The sequence below is a fragment of the Hymenobacter artigasi genome (assembly GCF_012275535.1).
GTDB classification, from domain to species: Bacteria; Bacteroidota; Bacteroidia; order Cytophagales; family Hymenobacteraceae; genus Hymenobacter; species Hymenobacter artigasi.
This window is the reverse complement of sequence record NZ_JAAVTK010000008.1, coordinates 1-18,493: the sequence shown is the minus strand read 5'-3', so window position 1 is coordinate 18,493 and position 18,493 is coordinate 1. Positions and strand designations below refer to the sequence as shown.

Below are 18,493 nucleotides of genomic sequence, written 5' to 3'. Positions count from 1 at the left end.
CACAATCGATTTCTGAATTAAAACCTTTGTTGTTCAATAAATTAACCTCATTTGTAGCTTATCGTAGAACAAGCTACATTGTGACCTTTGACAACTGGCAGACCCTGGAAAAAACCGCCCGGATAATGATGGTGCAATTCCAGGACCGGCCGGTGAAATGCCTGGCGCGGAACAGTGGCAGCCCGTGCTGGTTGGATATTAGAACGGCTTTCAGATTAGCATATGGCCGATTGAAGGAGGTAGCGACGCAAAAGAGTTGCATCGCAACCATCCGTATACTAACATTGAAACCGCTCTAAGTGACAGAAATTTGCTAATATTCTGCCCGGCCCGGCTTTATCAAGCGCCACGTTTATCGTTGAGCGGGCTTGGCTCGTATCTGGTGTTTCGGCCGGGGCAGCGTGGGCTTTCGGCTGCGCTATACAGGCTTACTTGCTGACGATGCACTCCTCCGATAACCAACTGCCTTTCAAGCCGAAACCCTGCTCCAGCTGGGACGATGCAGCGTTGGTGCAGGCTTTGCGCGGCGGGAGTGAGCCGGCTTTTGCCGAGATATACCGCCGCTACGGCTTCGGCCTCATCGAGCAGGCGTACCGCAAAGTGGGCTCGCGCGAGGCGGCCGAGGAAATTGTGCAGGATTTGTTTGCGGCCCTTTGGCACAAGCGCGATGGAATTGCGATTCAGAAACTGCCCGAATACCTGGGCACGGCCGTGAAATACCGCGTCATCAACCTTATCAAAACCCGGCTTACCCACGCCGATTACCTGGCCTACTGCCGCACCCAGCCCTCCCATGCCGACCACCGCACCGAGCAGGAGTTGGCCGCCACCGACCTGGCCGGGGCTCTGCGCCGGAGCCTGACCCGCCTGCCGACCCACACCCGGGAGGTTTTTCAGCTCAGCCGCATCGAGCACCAGACCGTGCCGGAAATTGCCGGCCGGCTCAAGCTTTCCACCAAAGCCGTGGAGTACCACATTACCCGTGCGCTGAAGCAGCTGCGCGTTTCGCTCAAAGATTTTCTGGTAGTGCTGGCATTGCTGATGTTCCGCTAGGCTACTGTTAGCCAAACAGATTCATAATAAAAAAATCAAACCACTTGGGCAATCGGTGGCTTTGATGCGGTTTTTTTTTGTGGTAGGATTAGGGATGCGGGCGGGTTCATTGACTACTGTTTTAAGCACCACTTTCGAGGTATGGCCACCGATAAATCCGAATTCCGCCAGCTGCTGCAACGCTACCAGGAGGGCAAATGCTCTTCTGCGGAAGCGCAACGCATTGAGGCGTGGTACCGCCATCTCGACACCGAGCAGCAGTTCAATCTCTCCCCCACCGAGAAAAAAGCGCTGATGGCCACGGTGTGGCAGCGCATCAGCCGGCAAACGGCCCCGGGCACCGAGCCGCTGGCGGCCCTGCCGGGCGGGTGGTCATCGTGGCCCGCCCGGGTGCGCTGGGCGGCGGCAGCGGCGCTGATACTGGGCGCGGGCCTGGTGGGCCTGCAGGTAACGGACGTGCCCGCGAAATGGGCCGTCCTGGCCCCGCCCACCGCCACAAAACCAGCCGTGTGGAAGGTTTACGCCAATACATCGGCCCGCGAAACCCAGCTGGCCCTGCCCGATGGCAGCGCCGTGACGCTGGCCCCAGCCAGCACGCTCCGGTACCGGCGGGGCCTAGACGGCCGCCGCGAGGCCTACCTGGCGGGCGCGGCGTTTTTCGATGTTTTTCATGATAAGCAACACCCGTTTTCGGTATTTACCGATAAGGTGGTTACTACTGTGCTGGGCACCAGCTTCCGGGTGCGGGCCTACGCCGGGCCGGCCGATGTGCAGGTGCAGGTGCACACCGGGGCCGTGCGGGTGAGCCAGCGCCGCGCCCCGGCCGGGGTGGCGGTGGCCACCGTGGTGGTGCTGCCCAACCAGCAGGCGGTATACTCGGCGGGCGGGCAGCGGCTGCGCCGCGAGCTGGTGGCGCAGCCGGCGCAGCTCACGGCGCAGTCGTTCGTGTTCAACGACCGGCCGGTGGCCGAGGTGCTGGCGGCCCTGGAAAAGGCCTATGGCGTGCGCATTGAGTACGATGCGGCGGCGGTGCGCAACTGCACGCTCAACCTGAGCCTGGGCAACGAACCCTTGTTTACGAAGCTCGACATTATCTGCGAAACGCTGGGCGCGACCTACGAAAAGGCCGGCGACCACCTCCGCTTTCATAGCCCGGCCTGCCAGGTCGAGTAGCCCGTTTACCGCTCGCCCAACCTGCTGCTTATGACTTCATCAACTGCAATCGATTCCAGCACTGCCAATGCGCTTTTGAGCTGAAGCGGCCCGGCCCGCTCATCGCAGAGCAACCCATCTTCTAATTCCCACCAAACCAATTTCTTATATGCCTACTCCCTTACAATTCCCACCGCTACTGAGGCGCTGCCAGCGGTTTGCGCTGGTGCCGGGGCTGGCCCTGTGCCTGCTTGCAACCGTTGGCCCCGCGCAGGCTTCGGCGGGGCAACCCCTGATGGAGCAGCCCATTACGCTGCAGGCCCGCGGCGAACGCATGGCCACCGTGCTCAGCAAGATTGAAACGCAGGCCAACGTGCATTTCCAATATAGCCGGCAGCTCATCGGGGCGGGCCGGCGGGTATCGGTCGATGCCGTGGGGCAGCCGCTGGCCCAGCTGCTGGCGCAGCTCCTGGAGCCGCTGCACATCAGTTACAAAGTGATTGATGACGGCATTATTCTGCGGCCGGCGCTCGCGGCTACGGCCGATGAAACCAGGGCCGACGCCACCGTGACGGGCCGCGTGGTGGACGAGAAAGGCGTGGGCCTGCCCGGCGTGAACGTCGTTATCAAGGGCGGCACCAACGGCACCCAGACCGATATGGATGGCAAGTTTACGCTGGCCGTGCCCGAGGGCTCCACGCTGGTGTTCAGCTTTGTGGGCTACACGCCGCAGGAAGTGGCGGTGGGCAGCCAGACGAGCATCAACGTGGCTCTGCTGCCCGATGCCAAGGCGCTGAGCGAGGTGGTGGTGGTGGGCTACGGCACCCAGCGCCGCCAGGACCTGACTGGGGCCGTGGCCCGCGTGGAGGGCACCGAGATTGTGAACCAGCCCGTGCAAACGCCTACCCAGGCCCTACAGGGCAAGATTGCGGGCGTGCAAATCATCAGCGACGGCACGCCGAACTCCCAGCCCAAGGTGCGGATTCGGGGCACGGGCACGCTGCTGGGCGGAGCCGAGCCGCTGTACGTGGTGGACGGCGTGCAAACCACCGACATCCGCAACCTGAGCAATGCCGACATTGCCACGATTGACGTGCTGAAGGATGCTTCGGCCGCTGCTATTTATGGCGTGCGCGGGGCCAACGGCGTGATTATCGTGACCACGAAGCAGGGCAAATTGGGCAAGCCGGTGCTGAGCTACAGCGGCACGGCGGGCTTTAAGGAAGCCGCCCACCTGGTGAAAATGGCCGATGCCGGCCAGTATGCCAGCTACCTCAAGGATATTTCGCCCACCACGGTGCTGCCGGACTATTCGGGCTCGACCAACTGGTACAATGAAATCTTGAAGCGCGGCACTTATCAGAACCACAACCTGGCCGTGTCGGGAGCGTCGGAGAACGTGAAATACTACTTCTCGGGCAACCTGCTGCAGGACGATGGCACGGTGATTAACAACAAGTTCCAGCGGCTGACCATTCGCTCGAACACGTCGTTTGCGCTCTCGGATAAGGTCACGATTAGCTCGAACGCCTCGTTCAGCCACGCCGATACGCGCGATGTGAACATTGCCACGGCGTATGGCAACGCCTACCGGGCGGCCCCGATTATTCCGGCCAAAGTGGACGGCTTGTACGGCAACACGTCGGCGTTTGGCAGCGTGGGCAACCCCGTGCTCGACATTGAGAACACCGACAACAAGTCGCTGGAAAACCGCTTGCAGGGCAACATCGGCATCGACGTGCGGCCCGTGGAAGGGCTCACGCTGCGCTCGGCCATCAACGTGGATTTGAACGCCGACAACCGCCGCGTGTACCAGTACCAGTTCGCCAACGACAAAACCACTTTCCTGACCACCGGCGGGGCCCAGCGCAACCCGCAAAGCCAGCTGGCCGTGACCCAGGTGAACGGCTACCGCTACCTGTGGGAAAATACGGCCACCTACCAGCGCACCTTCAACGAGAAGCACAACCTGACCCTGCTGGCCGGCACCGTAACCGAGGAAGGCCTGCGCAACGTGTTTTCGGGCATCCGCAAGGACGTGCCCGCCGACCCCAACCTGTGGTACCTGAACACCGGTGACCCCAACACGGCCACGAACGACGCCAACGCCGCCAAAGACCGCCGCCTCTCGCTGCTGGGCCGCATCAACTACGCCTACGACAACCGCTACCTCTTCACCACCAACCTGCGCTACGACGGCACTTCCAAGTTCAACCGCAGCCAGCGCTGGGGCTTTTTCCCGTCGCTGGGCCTGGGCTGGGTGATTTCGCAGGAAGACTTTTTGCGCGATAACAAGACGCTGAGCTTCCTGAAGCTGCGCGCCAGCTACGGCCAGCTCGGCAACGACCAGATTCCGGCCGACACCTACATCCTGACCACGGATTCCAACATTCCCTACGTCTTCAATGGCAAGCCCGTGCTGGGCTCGGCCATCCGGCAGATTAAGGACCGCAACGTGCACTGGGAAACCACCACGGAGTACGACGCGGCCCTGGAGTTTGGCCTGCTCGATAACCACCTGACCGGCGAGGTGACCTACTACGACAAGCGCACCACCAACGCCCTGATTCCGGTGAACATTCAGGCCGTATTCGGCGACCCTGATGGCCAGTACATTACCAACGCGGCCGACATCACCAACCGGGGCGTGGAAGCGGCCCTGAATTGGCGCGCCGCCATCGGCAGCAGCACCGACTGGAGCTACAACATCGGGGCGAACGTGACCTTCAACAAAAACCGCATTGCCAACCTCAACGGCGGGCAGGCCCTGTTTGGCGGCGATAACCTGGTGACCAAGTCCGACAACGGCGTGGCCGCCGGCAGCTTCTACCTGCTCAACGTGATTGGGGTGTACCAGAGCGCCGATGAAATCGCGAAATCGCCCACATCCAACGTGGGGCCCCGCGAAATTGGCAGCCTGAAATACGAAGACACCAACGGCGACGGCGTAATTGATTTGAACGACCGGCAGTACTTCGGCTCGTACCAGCCGCCGGTGTATTTCGGCATCAATGGCGGGCTGAATTTCCGCAACGTGGACTTCTCGTTCGTGTTCTCGGGCAACCTCAACAACAAGATATTCAACGCCAAAAAGCGGGCCCGCAACGCAATTACCGACAACGTGGAGGCCAGCTTCGCCACCGACCGCTGGACGGCCGCCAACCCCTCCAACACCAACCCGAAGTCGCTGATTAGCGGCATGCCGAACTCGACGTACTTCCTGGAATCGGGCTCGTACCTGCGCCTCACCAACCTGGTGCTGGGCTACACCGTGCCCGGCACGGCCCTGGAAAAGGCCCATTTGGCCTCGGTGCGTGTGTTTGCGGCCGCCCAGAACGTGTTCACGGTCACGAAGTACACCGGCTTCACGCCGGAGCTGCCCGGCGGCCCCCTCGATTCGGGTATCGAGCTGAACTCCTACCCCACCAGCCGCACCGTGACCCTGGGGCTGAACGTCAACTTCAAATAAGCTACGCCGATGAACCCTCATTTCTCCGCCATTTCCCGCCGCGCCGGCACGGCCGCGCTGGCCCTGACGCTGGCAGTGGCCAGCGGCTGCAAAGACTACCTCGACGTACCGCCCCAGGGCCAGCTCAGCGCCGATGCCATTGACCCCGGCACGGCCCAGAAGCTCGTCGACGGCGTGTATAACTCCATGTACCAGGGCGGTTTCGGCAACGACGTGCACGGCCTGCAGTTTGTCATCCTCACCGATATTGCCTCCGACGATGCCGACAAGGGCAGCACGCCCACCGACTACGGCGACGCCCTGGCCGTGGACAACCTCACGCTGACCTCCTCCAACGGCAACATCAACAACGCCTGGAAGGGCTACTACCAGGCCATTGCCAGCGCCAACCAGGCCCTCGATAAAATCCCGCTCAGCACCGCGCCCGACGCCACTAAAAACCGGCTGATTGGCGAGGTGCGCTTCCTGCGCGGCTACTTCTACTTCAACCTGGTGCGCCTGTTTGGCGGCGTGCCCAAGCTTGACCGCGTGCCGCTGCCCTCCGAGGCCAACAGCCCGGAGTTTCGGCAGCGGGCCACGGCGGCCGAAATCTACAACCTCATCATCAGCGACCTGCAGTTTGGCGTGGACAACCTGCCCCTGAAAAGCGCCACTGACGTGGGCCGCGCCACCAAGGCCGCCGCGCAGGGCATGCTGGCCAAGGTGTACCTCTACCAGAAAAACTACCAGAAAGCCTATGACCTGACCGATGAAATCGTGAAGGGCAAGTCGGGTGCCTACGGCCTGTTTACGCCCTACGCCGACATCTGGCGGGCGGCCGGGGCCAACAGCAATGAGTCGCTGTTTGAGGTGCAGACTGGCATCAACGCGGCGTGCAACAACTCGGCCGTGGAGCTCTACGTGGTGAGCCAAGGGCCGCGCTCCGGCGGCCGTGGCGGCTGGGCCGATTTGGGCTTCGGCTTCAACAACCCGACCATCGAGTTGGCCAATGCCTACGAGCCCGGCGACGTGCGCAAGGCCGGCAGCATCATCTTCATTCAGCCCACGGCCCCGGCCGGGCAGCGCTCTACGGGCACGGTGCTCTGGGACGGTTTCCGCATTCCGAGCAAGGACTCGGTGGAGAATTTCCGCTACAGCTACAAGGCCTACCACAGCCGCACCAAGGAAGCCAACTGCGGCAACAACGACTTCCTGCCCAAGAACATCCGCGTGCTGCGCTACGGCGAGGTACTGCTCATTCATGCCGAAGCCGCCGCCCAACTCGGCAACGCCGCCGCCGCCCAAACCGACCTCGACGCCGTGCGCGTGCGGGCCGGGCTCACGGCCGGCTCGCGCACTGCTACCGTGGCCAACATCTGGCTGGAGCGCCGCGTGGAGCTGGCCTTGGAGCACGACCGGTACTTCGACCTCGTGCGCCAGGAAAGCGTGACGCCGGGCCGCATCGTGCCCCTTTTCGCCGCTCAGGGCAAGACGTTTACCAAGGGCAAGAATGAGCTGTTTCCTATTCCCCAGCCGCAAATTGATTTGAGTGGTGGGCTGCTGAAGCAGAACCCGGGGTATTAATTTTTAGCCCGCAGAGGGCGCAGAAGTTTTCGCAGAAGACGCAGAACGTTCTGCGACTTCTGCGAAACCCTCTGCGCCCTCTGCGGGAAAGCTATTCGCTCGATTTATGAAACACCTGCTCCTGCTGCTGCTCCTGCTACCCGGCTACTGCCAAGCCCAACAAAAGCCCGCGCTCAAAAAAGCCGCCGCCTTCGACCCACGCCAGCGCCCCCGCAACCTGACTGACGACCAGTTGCTGGACCTGGTGCAGAAGCAGACCTTCCGCTATTTCTGGGATTTCGGCCACCCGGTTTCGGGCATGGCGCGCGAGCGCAGCAACGTGGCCTACGACTACGGCAACGAGGTGGTGACCACCGGCGGCACTGGCTTCGGCATCATGGCCATCGTGGTGGCTGCCGACCGCAAGTGGATTACCCGCGAGCAGGCCGCCACGCGCATCTACAAAATGGTGCGCTTCCTGGAAAAAGCCGACTGCTTCCACGGCGTATTTCCGCACTGGCTGAACGGCGCCACCGGCAAGGTTATCAAGTTTGGGGCGAAAGACGATGGCGGCGACATCGTGGAAACCTCCTTCCTGATGGAAGGCCTGATTTGCGCCCGCCAGTACTTCACCGGCGAAAGCGCCGTAGAGCGCGACCTGCGCAACCACATCGGCTGGATGTGGGAAAACGTGGAGTGGAGTTGGCAAACCCAGGGCGGCCAAAACGTGCTCTACTGGCACTGGAGCCCCAACAACGGCTGGAGCATGAACCACCAGATTCATGGCTGGAACGAGTGCCTGATAACCTATGTGCTGGCCGCCTCGGCCCCGAAATACGCCATCGACAAGCCCGTGTATGACCAGGGCTGGGCCACGGGGCCGGAGTTCAAAAACGGCCGGGAGTACTACGGCATCAAGCTGCCGCTGGGGCCGGATTTCGGCGGGCCGCTGTTCTTCACCCACTACTCTTTTCTGGGCCTGAACCCCCACGGCCTCAAGGACCAATACGCCGACTACTGGCAGCAGAACCAGAACCAGACGCTCATCAACTACCAGTACTGCGTCGAGAACCCCAAGCACTTCAAGGGCTACGGCCCCAACACCTGGGGCCTCACGGCATCCGACAGCTACCAGGGCTACGCCGCCCACAATCCCAAGGAGGATTTGAGCGTGATTTCGCCCACCGCCGCGCTCTCAGCCTTCCCCTACACGCCCGAGCAGTCAATGCGGGCGTTAAAGCATTTTTACTTCGACCTCGGCGATAAAATATGGGGCGAATACGGCTTCGTCGATGGCTTCAGCGAGGAGCACAACTGGCAGGCGAAGTCTTACCTGGCCATCGACCAGGGCCCCATCGTAGGCATGATTGAAAACTACCGGACAGGCCTGCTCTGGAAGCTCTTTATGAGCTCGCCCGACGTGCAGCGCGGCCTGGGCAAGCTGGGCTTTGAAAGCCCGGCGCTGAAGAAGTAGCATAATGAAACAACCTTAGGACGGTCATGCTGAGCGCAGTCGAAGCATCTCTACCGCAATAGTAAACTAATCGTCAAGTCTAGTTGCACGGTAGAGATGCTTCGACTGCGCTCAGCATGACGTTCTACCTTATTCTGATAAACAAACGCTTCCCAAATTCCCCTCCCGCATGAAACTAATACCCCTGCTTCTCCTTGCTCTCGCCCTGGCTCCCGCCGCCCAGGCCCAGAAAAAGCCCGCTCCTACCGCAACTTCCGCCCAGAAGATGAAGCAGTACATCGACGGCCTGATGGCGAAGATGACGACGGAGGAGAAAATCGGCCAGCTCAACCTCGTATCCGTGGGGTTTGATGTGACCGGGCCGGTGGTGAGCAAGGACGTGGACGCCAACATCCGCAAAGGGCTGGTGGGCGGCGTGTTTAATACCTACACGCCCATTGCCGTGCGCAAGCTCCAGGAAATGGCCATCAAGGAGTCCAGGCTGCATATTCCGCTCATGTTTGGGTACGATGTGATTCACGGGCACCGCACCATTTTTCCCATTGCGCTGGGCCTTTCGGCGAGCTGGGATTTGAAAGCCATTGAGCAGAGCGCCCGCATCGCGGCCGAGGAATCGACGGCCGACGGCCTGAACTGGGTATTCTCGCCGATGGTGGACATTGCCCGCGACGCCCGCTGGGGCCGCATTTCGGAAGGTGCCGGCGAAGACCCCTACCTCGGCTCGCGCATTGCCGAAGCCATGGTGCGCGGCTACCAGGGCCCCGGCAACGATATGACCCAACCCAACACCGTGATGGCCTGCCTCAAGCACTTCGCCCTCTACGGCGCGGCCGAGGCCGGCCGCGAATATAACACCACCGACATGAGCAAGCAGCGCATGTACAACGAGTACCTGCCGCCATACAAAGCCGCCGTGGAGGCCGGCGTGGGCTCGGTCATGTCGTCGTTCAACGACGTGAACGGCACGCCCGCCACCGCCAACAAGTGGCTCATGACCGACCTGCTGCGCACGCAGTGGGGCTTCCAGGGCTTCGTGGCCACCGACTACACCGCCATTCCCGAGTTGGTGGAACACGGCATGGGCTCCCCCGAGCAAGTGGCCGCTATGGCCCTGAACGCGGGCATCGACCAGGACATGGTGGGCGAGTCATTCCTGAACTACACGGCTAAAAACCTGCAGTCGGGCGCGGTAAGCAAGGCCCAGCTTGACGCCGCCTGCCGCCGCATTCTGGAAGCCAAGTACAAGCTTGGCCTCTTCACAGACCCCTACCGCAACGTGAGCACCGAGCGCGCCACCAGCACCCTGATGAAGCCCGAATTCATCGCCGCCGCCCGCGACATTGCCCGCAAAAGCATGGTGCTTTTGAAGAATGACCGCAGCGCCCTGCCGCTGAAAAAAACCGGCAGCATTGCCCTCATCGGCCCGCTGGCCAACCGGCAGCGCGACGTCATCGGCAGCTGGAGCGGGGCCGGCGACTGGCACCAGGCGGTATCGGTAGAGCAGGGCCTGCGCGCCGCCGCACCCGGCCTGAAAATCACCTACGCCAAGGGGGCCAACATTGCCGACGACCAGCAGATGCTGGACCGCCTGCAGGCCCACGGCGGCGAGCTGGAGTTGGACAAACGCAGCGCCGAAGACATGATAAAAGAAGCTGTGCAGGTGGCCCAAAGCGCCGACGTGGTGGTGGCCGTGGTGGGCGAAAGCCAGGGCATGACCGGCGAGGCCGCCGCCCGCGCCGACATCAGCCTGCCCGGCCAGCAGCTGGCCCTGCTCAAGGCCCTCAAAGCCACCGGCAAGCCGCTGGTGCTGGTGCTCATGAACGGCCGCCCGCTGGCCCTGCCCTGGGAAAACCAGAACGCCGATGCCATCCTCGAAACATGGTTTGCGGGCACGCAGGCGGGCAATGCCATCGCCGACGTGCTGTTTGGCGCCTACAACCCGAGCGGCAAAATCACGGCCACTTTCCCCGTGGCCGTGGGCCAGGAACCCATTTACTACAACCACAAAAACACCGGCCGGCCCTACACCGGCGCGAAGCTCGACAAGTACAAGTCGCGCTACCTCGATGTGCCCAACGAGCCGCTCTACCCCTTCGGCTTCGGCCTGAGCTACACCACGTTCACCTACGGCAAGCCCACGGTCAGCAAAGCCACCATCGGCCCCGCCGAAACCCTGACCGTGAGTGTGACCGTGCAAAACACCGGCCCCCTGGACGGCGAAGAAGTGGCCCAGCTCTATATCCGCGACCTGGTGGGCTCAATCTCCCGCCCGGTTTCGGAGCTAAAAGGCTTTCAGAAGGTGATGCTAAAAAAGGGCGAGAGCAAAACCCTCACCTTCCGCCTCACGCCCGACGCGCTGAAGTTCTACAACAACGACCTGAAATTCGCCGCCGAGCCCGGCGATTTCCAGGTGATGGTGGGCGGCAACTCGCGCGATGTGCAGATGGTGCCGTTCAAGCTGGCAGCCCGCTAAAACAAGCGGCGCGTGTTGTCGGGCCGGTTGAGTACTTTGTGGCACCGAGGCGAGGCCTTGGGTACGCGCCAATGCGCGTTGCGACTTCATTCCTTCCACAACATGAAGCATTTTCTACTTCTTGCGGCCACCGTAGCGGCGGTTGCGGCGCTACCCGCCGCCGCCGTTCGGGCGCAGGTACGGGTTAGTATTGGCCCCCAACTTGGGGCTAATGTTTCATCTACTCCTTACGCTACCTACTACCGCCCCGATGGCTTCCACACCATGGCGCGCACCGGCGTTGAGGTGGGCGCCATGGCATCCATCAGCACGGGACATTGGGCATTACAGCCCGCGCTGCTCTTCTCGCAAAGGGGGTTTAAAATCGACGATAAGTACGCTGATGAACAAACTGTTATTGGAATTACCGGAATCCCTGGCCGCTATTACAGCTCGTACAGCACCAAAGACGAGTACCGTTTCAACTACCTCACCCTGCCGCTCAACATAGCCTACACCCAACGGGCCGATGGCCAGGGATTCCAGCTATTTGCCGGGCCGTACCTGAGCTTATTGCTGGGCGGGCATTACACCTCCACACTGGGCTACCTTTACTCAACGCCCCATTCTGGCGGCGGCAGTTCCTCGCAAACGAGCGGAACCGTTGCGGCTTACGTGGACTCGTGGGCCAACTCCGTCAACAACAACACATTCTACACCCAGCGCTTCGATGCCGGCGTGCAGGGCGGGCTGGGCTACGGGTACGGCCGGGCCGTGCTTCACATCGGTTACAGCCTAGGGCTGCGCAACCTAGGCAAAGAGCAGCAGATTACCGGCAATGCCGGCAGCACTACTGTTACTACGGCCACTTACCACAACAGCGCGTTTCAAGCCTCGTTGGCTTACTGGTTATTTGTGAAGCCCTGACGGCACCAACTAGCGCTTCAGTTGCACGCTGGCCACTTCGCCCAAACGCAGCGGAGCCCGCGAGGGCAACCGGATTTCAAGGGTGATGCCGCCGGTGGTATCGGTGGCGGGCGCGACCACACCGGTTACCACGCGGGTGGGCCGGGCCGTGGCCCACACCTGTACCGAATCGCCGGGCTGCACGTGCGTCTTCTTTTTGGCCAGCAGGCCCACCGGCACCTGCAGGTAGCCGTGCTTCGAGATGGTGCTGACTACGGTGGCGGGCGTCACGTACTGGCCCACCGTTACCTGCCGCTCGCCCAGAAAGCCGTCGTGCGGGGCTACTACGAAGTTGTAGTCGGCCAGCTTGGCCATCACGGCCCCTCGGTGCATGTACTCGCCGGGGCTGAAGTACACGTTGCGGATACGGCCGCGCTTGCGCGACAGTACCGGCTCGGTGCCACCAGCCCCCACGCGGCCCGTTAGGATGACGACCGTCGAATCGGGCACAACGGCGGCGGGCGCGGGGCCAGCGGCCAATGTCGCAACCTCAGCCGTGGATTTCCACCACCACCGACGGCCCGCCACGGCCACGACAATTAGCAACAGGACTACGGCAAGGAGTGGTTTTTTCATAAGATTCGGGAGGGGCTCAGCAGCCGGAACGCGGGCGAAACTTACCAGCATACGGTAAAAGCGGTTCGGTAGCTGCCCCACTCTGTTGTACCCCGTTGCTCTTTCGGAGGTGCACTCCGAAAGCACCCACTGCCAGGGACTTGTAGTTCCCGGTCGCTGCCCATTCACGGACGGAGTATAACTCCGCAACAGGGCGACTTTTGGCGTACAACTCCGAAAGAGCAACGTACAGCTCCGAAAGAGCAGAGCGCGAAACTACTCCACCCGGCGCACGCGCAGGTAGTCCAGCATGGCCTGGTTTACCTCGCCGTTCATGTTCTGGTTGGCGGGCTCGTAGGCCAGGGTGAGGGCGTTGGTGCCTTTTTCGAGGCGCACGAGGATGGGGTTTGAGAAGCCCCAGTTGCTCCATTCGGCCACGCCGCGCTGGGGCAGCACCACGGTGCCCAGCAGCGCGGCCCCGCGCCGCAGCGTGCGAATGGCGCACTGGTTGTTGGTGTTGATGGGGCCGTTGCCGTTGGCATAGCGGAAATCGAGGGCGTAATCGCCGCCTTCAGGCACCGTGACGGGGATGGTTAGGGTCGGGTTTTTGGTGGTCGAGATTTCGACGAATCCCTTGCCGGAATAGCCTTTGTAGAGCTGGGTGGCTTTGGGGGCCACGGTTTCGAGCTGAATCTGCTGGGGCGTGCCGCCAATTTCCACCGGCTCGCTGGCGAAGGACTCGCGGCTGGCGTCGTCTACGGCCACCACTTGGTACACGGCGAAGGGGCCGGCGGGCACAATGTACTCGGTGGCTTTTATGGTAGTCACGAGCTGGCCGTTCTTCAGCACCTGAAACTCCTCCGAATCATCGGCCTTGCTCCAGCTCAGGCGGCGGTTGGCCAGGGCCACGGTGGGCGTTTCGGGGGCCACGCGATTGGGCACGCGGTTGATGGGCTGGGGCGCGGGGGCGACGCCACTGAGCGCGATAACCACCTTGTGCCGCCCCGTGAGGCCGCCCGAAACGGCGGCATCGGGCAGCGGCTCGCCATCGAGGGTGATGCTGGCAATCTGATTGCCGAAACCGGTCATCTCCACATCGAGCACCGCCTTGCGGTACCTGAAGCCACTGAGCCGGCGCTGCCCCTCAAACGCCTGCGGCACAAAGGGCCGAAACACCAGCCGCTCGCCCTGGTACTGCATCCCAAACAACACCTTATACACCAGCCCCAGGCTGCCCGACAGGCTCCAGAGCGTGTTGCTGGAGTTGATTTGGGTGCCCGCATAATCACCGTTGCGGGCCACGAAATTCTCCTTATTGGTGAGAAACAGCGCCGCCGGCCGGTAGATGGCGGCCATGCTCTCGGTGAGCGACGCCTCGTTGCCGGCCTGCGCGGCCGCCAGCGCCCAGAAGCTCTGCACAAAGGGCCACACGGCATCATTATGGTACGGCGGGATGCCCGGAATCTGCGGGTAGATGCACGGGATACCGAAGGGCACGGTGGGCGTACGGCTCACCACCTGCTGCGCCCGCTCTCCCTCGGCAATGCCGAAAAGCACGCACAGGGCCTCGCCCAGCGCCTCGGCTTTGGGCGAGCGCACCAGGGCGGTGCGGCCGTAGAGGTACTGGCCGTAGTAGCCCTTGTCGTCCTGCCACAGGTGCTGGTTGATGGCGTCTTTGATGTTGGCGGCCTGGCGCCTGTGCTGGGCGGCCACGCCGGGCTGGCCGAGCCGGGCCGCCATCTGGGCCAGCACGATGTTGCCCTGGTAGTGCACGGCGTTGGTGCCCAGGTTTTCACTCTGGTAAATATCCACGGGCTGCATCCAGCGCGAGTAGGTCTGCTCGCGCCAGTCGAGAAACGACGACTCGCCGCGCACCAGGCCGGTGGCAGGGTCGTAGGCGTTCTGCACATCATCGGCAATGCTCTGCCTGATGATGGGGTACACCTTGCGCAGCCAGGCCTCGTTGCCGGTGGCCTGGTAGACTTCCCACGCTGCCGTAGCCCAGATAATGCGGTCGGTGGAGCACGGGTAGGCCCCGCCCGTGCCGGTGTCCTGAATGATGCGGCCGGTGGGGCTCACCTTGCGCATCAGGCTTTTCATGGCCACTTTCGGCTGCAGGGAAGCCTGCGCGAGGATGATGCTATAGCTCACATCCCGCGTCCACACGCCGGCCCATTCCTTGCCGGTGCGGAAGGTGCTATCCGGCTCCACGGCGCGGCGGGCTTCCTCCAGGGCCAGGTTGTAGAGGGCATCGGCCAGCGGGTAGTCGGAAGAATAGTGCGGGAAATCGGCGGTGTTAATGGTCTTTTTCCAGCTGGCAGCAGTGGTTTTGGTGGCGGCGGGCTGGTTCAGCGTCAGGGTGGCTTCGTAGATGCCGTCGCCGTCCGGGTCCTTCATTTCGAGTTCCGGCTTGTTGGTCAGGTTGTCGAAATCCCAGCTCAGCGGCGCAGTACCCCCTGCAATATAAACGTGCTTGAAATCCTGCTGGTACAGCTTGTCGCCCTTGAACGTGGTGTAGAAACCCTGCTTCTTAAAATCCGCCAGCACCGGCCGCAAATCCAGCCGGATTTTCACTGCGGTATTGGGGGCCAGATAAGTATCGGCAGCGGCGGGCGTGGCATCCACGTATCGCTGCCCGAACACGATGGGCGGCGTTTCGATGGGCCCGCCGCCGGGCCGGGGCACTGCCACCAACAAATGGTTGAGGCCGGGAGCCATTTCATTGTCCTTGCCATTGATGCTGAACTTGAACTCGATGCGCGGGTTTTGCCGGTCGTTGGCCGGGCTCACGTAGTTCGACACCAGCTCGGTAGCGGAGAGGGCGCGGGCCTCGCGCGGGCCCTGCACCACTTTATCGCGGTAGAGGCTGTAGGCGTCGGATTGCCAGATGGGCGTTTGCACGGCGGGGTCGGTAGTGGTAGGCTTCGTGGTCTGGCAGGCCGTGAAAAGGCCGAGGGTGAGCAGGAAACCAGTAGCGAAGGAAGTTGATTTCATCAAGGCGAAAGGAAGCGAAAGCAGCGGGAGCGCACAATTTACGGCACTTATAATGCGCTCAGCCGTTATCATGAGCGCGCTGCTTTTAATCAACTCCCTATGAAACGACTGCGTTTTTTGCTTCCGGCCCCACTCCTGCTGCTGAGCCTGTTCTTATTCACCGCCCAAACCTCCAAACCCATGCCGCTGGAACAAACCCTACGCGAGTACCGCTGGAAAAACCGCGTGCTCCTGCTGGCCGCGCCCACGGCCGACCAAGCCGATTTCAAAGCCCAGAAAGCCCTGCTCGCTGCCGAAAAAGCCGGAATGATGGCCCGCGATTTCGTCGTACTGGAAATATTCTACAACCAGCTTTCCGCTGCCGACCAGCAGTTCCTGACAAAGAAAACCGGCATCTCGCCCTCGCAGTTCGCGGCCGTGCTCATCGGCAAAGACGGCGGAGTGAAGGAGAAAAGCAGCCGCCCGGTAGAGCCGACAACCTGGTTCAACGTGGTGGACAAAATGCCTATGCGCCGCGAGGAAATGCGGAAAAAGTAAAACAACAGCCGCGTAGCGGCGACAGGTTTGTAGTTCCAATAACCGTTTACCCACTAAGCCGCGTAGCGGTGGCAGAAACGCCCGCAAATCTGTCACCGCTACGCGGCTTTTGAATCACTTGAATCGTGATTCTCTACAAACCTGCCGCCGCTGCGCGGCTATTTTCAGCTCAGCCCAACGACTTCGTGAACCCCACCTTAATCTTCAGTTGAAAATCGGCTATCACCTTGAAAATCTCCTTCAGGGTCACCTGCTCTACTTTGGTCAGGGTTTTGGGGTCCAGGAAGTTATCTGGAGCTACGTTGTCGCTGATAATCTGCGCGGCTTGCTTTTTCAGGCGCACGCCCATCAGGTAGTAGTAGGATTGCAGCAGCTCGTGGGCCTCGCGCTCGGTGAAGATGCCCAGGGCCTTGAGAGCCTCCAGCCGCTCGCCGGTGTTGGTGGCGAAAATGCGGTGCTTGAGGGCGTACATGCGCACCAAATCGACGATGGGCGACATGGTTTTCTTCAGGTTGAACACCTGATGCGCGCCGTGGGCGAAGGTGCGGATATTGTTGAAAAACGTGAGCGGCGGCTCGTATTGCAGCGCGTTCACGGCCATGTGGTGGAAGAAGCGCTCCACCGGCTTTTGCAGCTCTACGGCCAGGAAATCGTGCAGCTCGTCCATGATGGCGGGGTCGCCGTAGAGGTAGCGGCAGTCGAAGGAAGCGGCGAACTGCATGCCGGTTTCGGGGTTCGAGTCGGTCATCCACGCCACGTAGTTGCGCTTCCAGTGCGAGAGCGAATGCGTCCACTTCGGGTTTTTAGCCATGAAGCCGCCATCGCAGTAGCTGAAACCGATTTCGTTGAGCTGGTCGCTCACCATTTCGGCAAATTTCAGGAAGTAGTCGCGCACCAGCTCGCGCTGCTCGTTGGCCTTGTCTTCGTAGATAATGGCGTTGTCCTGGTCCGTGAGCAGGGTTTGCTCCTTGCGGCCCTCGCTGCCCAGCACCATGTACACGAACTTGGCCGGCGGCGGCCCCAGCTCGGCAATGGCCCCTTCAATCAGCTTCAGGGCAATGGCATCCGACACGGTGGTAATGACCTGATTCACGATTTCGGGCTTCACGCCCCGGTTCAGAAGCTGGTACACCATTTCCGGCACCTGCTCCCAGCGGCGTTTCAGCTCGGGTACGGCCTGCGCCTGCTTCACCGACTGAATGAAGATGAACGGCGACTGCGCCTGGTCGTCGGTCAGCAGCTTGTTGCGGCTCAGGAAGCCAACGTACTCGCCATCGGTTTCCACCAGCAAATACCGCGTCTTGGTTCTGAACATCAGCAAAATAGCCTCGTACACAAACGCCCGCGAGCTGATGCTGACCACCGGCGCATCCACGATGGTTTCGACCGGTTGGTGGGCGTCGGCGCAGGCGGCCACCACCTTGTCGCGCAGCGTGATATCCGTGACGTAGCCGATGATATGGCCGTCCACGTCGGCGTTGGTGATGAAGTAGCAGCTGGTGCGGGCGGCCGCCATGCGCCGGGCCACTTCGTGAATTGGCGTGTAGGCGGCGCACACGTCGAGCGGCCGCAGCTCCAGCGTCTCGATACGGCGCGAAAACAGCTGGTCCGAAGCCAGGTAACTGGAGCCGCTGCTCGTGGCAGGCCGCACAAAGTGGGCGTATTCCTCGTTCAGCATGCGCTGCCCATAGCGCGTAGTGAAGAAGTGGAAGAAGCCCTCGTAGCCCTGGCACAGCGCCAGAAACTCGCGCCGGTGCAGGAAGTACACGCGGGTGTGGCGCTTGGCTACCACCGTACGCAGCGACTTCTTCTTATTGAGCAGCAGTGAGATACCGCCGTAGCACTCGCCCCGCCGGGTGAATTCTACCACGCGCCGGTTCTGCTGGCTATCGTAGAAAAACGTCTCGTATTCGCCCTCCACAATGATGTCGAGGCCGCGCAATTTCGTCTCGTCCTGGTAGTAGATGACGCCCTCGCGGGGGTGGCGCACTTCTTCCAGGCCCTCGGCCACTTCGGCCAGCACGTCTTCGGGCAGGTGGTCGAAGGGCTTCACGGTGCGCAGGAAATCGAGTTTTTCGCTCATGGGGCAGAGTATCGAAGGTTTAACGGGTAAAAGTAGACCGTCATGCAGAGCGCAGCGAAGCATCTCGCGTGCATTACTAATTCATTCGATTGAGTCACTATCACAAGCGAGATGCTTCGCTGCGCTCAGCATGAACTGTGTTTAAGAAGCAATTAAAAGATGATGATTCGGGTCAAAAGCACATTCGTTTGCCACCACGGCCCAGGCTTGTCGCAA

11 protein-coding genes are annotated in these 18,493 nt (G+C 61.6%); 8 read left to right on the top strand and 3 right to left on the bottom strand.

What is annotated here, in order from left to right:
- Positions 1 to 441 precede the first annotated feature (441 nt).
- The 7 genes from HBN54_RS13620 to HBN54_RS13590 all read left to right on the top strand — a co-directional run bounded on the left by HBN54_RS13620 (position 442) and on the right by HBN54_RS13590 (position 12,069).
- Positions 442 to 1,053 carry an RNA polymerase sigma-70 factor gene (locus HBN54_RS13620; protein WP_168673772.1) on the top strand — a complete coding sequence of 204 codons (612 nt, stop codon included), beginning with the start codon at positions 442 to 444 and terminating at the stop codon, positions 1,051 to 1,053.
- 141 nt (positions 1,054 to 1,194) lie between these two features.
- Positions 1,195 to 2,226, top strand: coding sequence for a FecR family protein (locus tag HBN54_RS13615; protein WP_168673771.1), 1,032 nt, complete (start codon positions 1,195 to 1,197; stop codon positions 2,224 to 2,226).
- A 148-nt stretch (positions 2,227 to 2,374) separates the two neighbouring features.
- Positions 2,375 to 5,674, top strand: a complete 3,300-nt coding sequence (locus tag HBN54_RS13610; protein WP_168673770.1) for a SusC/RagA family TonB-linked outer membrane protein — start codon at positions 2,375 to 2,377, stop codon at positions 5,672 to 5,674.
- Positions 5,675 to 5,683: 9 nt separating this feature from the next.
- Positions 5,684 to 7,237: a RagB/SusD family nutrient uptake outer membrane protein gene (locus HBN54_RS13605; protein WP_168673769.1), complete on the top strand. Its 1,554-nt coding sequence runs from the start codon at positions 5,684 to 5,686 to the stop codon at positions 7,235 to 7,237.
- A gap of 106 nt (positions 7,238 to 7,343) precedes the next feature.
- Entirely contained in the window at positions 7,344 to 8,690 is a 1,347-nt protein-coding gene (locus HBN54_RS13600) for a glucoamylase family protein (protein WP_168673768.1), read from the top strand.
- A 169-nt stretch (positions 8,691 to 8,859) separates the two neighbouring features.
- Positions 8,860 to 11,163 (top strand): beta-glucosidase BglX, encoded by a 2,304-nt coding sequence (bglX, locus tag HBN54_RS13595; RefSeq protein WP_168673767.1) that lies wholly within the window; start codon positions 8,860 to 8,862, stop codon positions 11,161 to 11,163.
- Between the two features lie 102 nt (positions 11,164 to 11,265).
- The gene (locus HBN54_RS13590; RefSeq protein WP_168673766.1) at positions 11,266 to 12,069 is read left to right on the top strand and encodes a porin family protein; all 804 of its coding nucleotides are present in this window, start codon (positions 11,266 to 11,268) and stop codon (positions 12,067 to 12,069) included.
- 9 nt (positions 12,070 to 12,078) lie between these two features.
- Here the strand turns inward: HBN54_RS13590 and HBN54_RS13585 are convergent, their stop codons facing one another.
- Together HBN54_RS13585 and HBN54_RS13580 are read right to left on the bottom strand one after the other, a co-directional pair.
- Positions 12,079 to 12,684 carry an efflux RND transporter periplasmic adaptor subunit gene (locus HBN54_RS13585; protein ID WP_168673765.1) on the bottom strand — a complete coding sequence of 202 codons (606 nt, stop codon included), beginning with the start codon at positions 12,682 to 12,684 and terminating at the stop codon, positions 12,079 to 12,081.
- A 255-nt stretch (positions 12,685 to 12,939) separates the two neighbouring features.
- Positions 12,940 to 15,657, bottom strand: coding sequence for an MGH1-like glycoside hydrolase domain-containing protein (locus tag HBN54_RS13580; RefSeq protein WP_168673764.1), 2,718 nt, complete (start codon positions 15,655 to 15,657; stop codon positions 12,940 to 12,942).
- A gap of 99 nt (positions 15,658 to 15,756) precedes the next feature.
- On the opposite strand from HBN54_RS13580, the gene HBN54_RS13575 reads away from it, so the two are divergent.
- Complete coding sequence (locus HBN54_RS13575) at positions 15,757 to 16,194, top strand: DUF4174 domain-containing protein (RefSeq protein ID WP_168673763.1); 438 nt, start codon at positions 15,757 to 15,759, stop codon at positions 16,192 to 16,194.
- A 169-nt stretch (positions 16,195 to 16,363) separates the two neighbouring features.
- On the opposite strand, the gene HBN54_RS13570 is transcribed toward HBN54_RS13575, so the two are convergent.
- A complete protein-coding gene (locus tag HBN54_RS13570; protein WP_168673762.1) occupies positions 16,364 to 18,277 on the bottom strand; it encodes a DUF294 nucleotidyltransferase-like domain-containing protein in 1,914 nt (637 codons plus the stop codon).
- Positions 18,278 to 18,493 lie beyond the last annotated feature (216 nt).